This is a genomic window from Micromonospora sp. M51, assembly GCF_018070305.1.
Classification (GTDB): Bacteria; Actinomycetota; Actinomycetes; order Mycobacteriales; family Micromonosporaceae; genus Micromonospora; species Micromonospora parva.
On record NZ_JAGPXZ010001161.1, the window covers coordinates 1 to 1,273 of the forward strand.

A 1,273-nucleotide genomic window follows, 5' to 3' on the forward strand; every position below is an offset into this window, starting at 1 on the left:
CGACTGGAGATCGTGCGGACCGAGCGGGGCGGCCTACTCGACGCCGCCGGCACGGTGAGCTTCCACGCCCACTACCGGCACGGGGGCCGGCCCGGCACGGTGACCGAACACAGCCGGTTCGTCCGCGAGGACGGCCGGTGGGTCTACCTCGACGGTGACCAGCCCTGACGGCTGCGCCGACGGCCGGTCGGGGCGTACGATGACGTCGGCGTCGTCCTGCGCCGCACCTCCCTCCCGGCGCTCACGCCGCCGGCAACGCGGAGGCAAAGGGGGCCTGGAGCCCTCGGGACGTGGTGCCACATGCCCCACTCCGGCGGGGTCGGCGGGAGCGTGAGTCCCGGTGACCGTGCCGTTGACCGGGAGCATGTGATGACCACCCAGAGATCGTTCAAGGCCCGGGTTCGGACCCGGATGGAGAAGACCGGCGAGAGCGCCCGTTGGCTGCCCGACGTCGAGGTACGCATCCGCACCGCCACCGCGCCCCGGATCTTCCGGGCCGACTGGGCCGGTGGCCCGACCCGGATTGTCGTCGGCATCGACGCTGTCGGCGAGTCAAAGGCCCGGGTCATCGTCCTGCACGGGAAGCTGACCGGGGCTGAGCAGGCCGCGGAGCTGAAGGCGTACTGGCGTGAACGACTCGCCGCACTCAAGGCACTGCTCGAAACGGACGGAGGCCACCGATGACCATGACGTTCATCAACCTGCCGGTGCGCGACCTGACCACCGCCGCCGAGTTCTACCGGGCGATCGGCTTCACCAGCGACCAGGGCGAGCCGGACGGCGACAGCATGGTGCTCACCATCTCCGACACCACCCGGCTGGTGCTGCACCTGCGCTCGGGTTTCGAGAGGTTCACCGGTGTCGCCACCCCGGACACGGAGACCAGCCGGGAGGTCATCGTCGGGCTGTCGGCGCAGAGCCGGGGGCAGGTCGACGAGCTGGTCGACCAGGCGGCCGTCGCCGGTGGCGAGTCGCTCGGGCCGGGGATGGCCAACGGGCCGATGTACATGCGTGGCTTCCGGGACCTCGACGGCCACCAGTGGTCGTTCCTGCACCTGGACGGCTGACCACACGGCCCGGCGGCGACCCCCTCGGGCCGCCGCCGGGCCCCGGTCAGTGCCGGCCGGGCGTCACCGCCGCGACCCCACCGGTGGGCACCACCGCGCGGCGCCGGCGGCGGGTCAGCAGCACCAGCGCCACCACGAGGTACGCCCCGGCGGTCAGCGCGAACGCCACCGCGTTGCCGGCCGCCGTGGCGAGCAGGCCGTAACCG

The 1,273-nt window shown here is 72.9% G+C and carries 3 protein-coding genes; all 3 read left to right on the forward strand.

What is annotated here, in order from left to right:
- Positions 1–12 precede the first annotated feature (12 nt).
- The 3 genes from KBX53_RS33335 (at position 13) to KBX53_RS33345 (ending at position 1,067) form a co-directional block, all read left to right on the forward strand.
- The gene (locus tag KBX53_RS33335; protein ID WP_309140913.1) at positions 13–168 is read left to right on the forward strand and encodes a YchJ family metal-binding protein; all 156 of its coding nucleotides are present in this window, start codon (positions 13–15) and stop codon (positions 166–168) included.
- A gap of 201 nt (positions 169–369) precedes the next feature.
- A complete protein-coding gene (locus KBX53_RS33340; RefSeq protein WP_210863831.1) occupies positions 370–684 on the forward strand; it encodes a hypothetical protein in 315 nt (104 codons plus the stop codon).
- Positions 681–1,067, forward strand: coding sequence for a VOC family protein (locus tag KBX53_RS33345; protein ID WP_210863833.1), 387 nt, complete (start codon positions 681–683; stop codon positions 1,065–1,067). The genes KBX53_RS33340 and KBX53_RS33345 overlap by 4 nt, the downstream gene beginning before the upstream one ends.
- Positions 1,068–1,273 lie beyond the last annotated feature (206 nt).

Coding starts and splice junctions, on each gene's coding strand:
- KBX53_RS33340 (WP_210863831.1), top strand. CDS start 370: ATGACCACCCAGAGATCGTTCAAGGCCCGGGTTCGGACCCGGATGGAG.
- KBX53_RS33345 (WP_210863833.1), top strand. CDS start 681: ATGACCATGACGTTCATCAACCTGCCGGTGCGCGACCTGACCACCGCC.